General features: G+C 46.2%; 1 protein-coding gene. It reads right to left on the bottom strand.

The annotated features are described in order from the left end of the window. Positions 1-238: PhoH family protein (locus tag A3773_RS17405; protein WP_197462887.1), on the bottom strand; the 238-nt coding region annotated here is incomplete at both ends.

The raw sequence follows: 238 nt of genomic DNA, 5'->3' as shown, positions 1-238 counted from the left end.
AACCAAGCTTTTCACCAGCCTCTACGGCAGGACGAACCAGCATGATGCGTTCGACTCGATCCGCTTCCAACGCTTCTACAGCACAGGCAACCGCTAGGTAGGTTTTACCAGTACCCGCAGGACCAATGCCAAAATTGATATCATTTTTACGGATCTCTTGAACATAGCCTTGTTGGTTTTTGCCTTTTGGTTTTATGAATGCCTTGCGGGTTTTAATAACAACTTGACCGCTTTCTGA

The sequence above is a fragment of the Neptuniibacter pectenicola genome, assembly GCF_001597735.1.
Taxonomy (GTDB): Bacteria; Pseudomonadota; Gammaproteobacteria; order Pseudomonadales; family Balneatricaceae; genus Neptuniibacter; species Neptuniibacter pectenicola.
The sequence above is the reverse complement of the archived record's forward strand: the minus strand, read 5'-3'. Positions and strand labels throughout refer to the sequence as shown.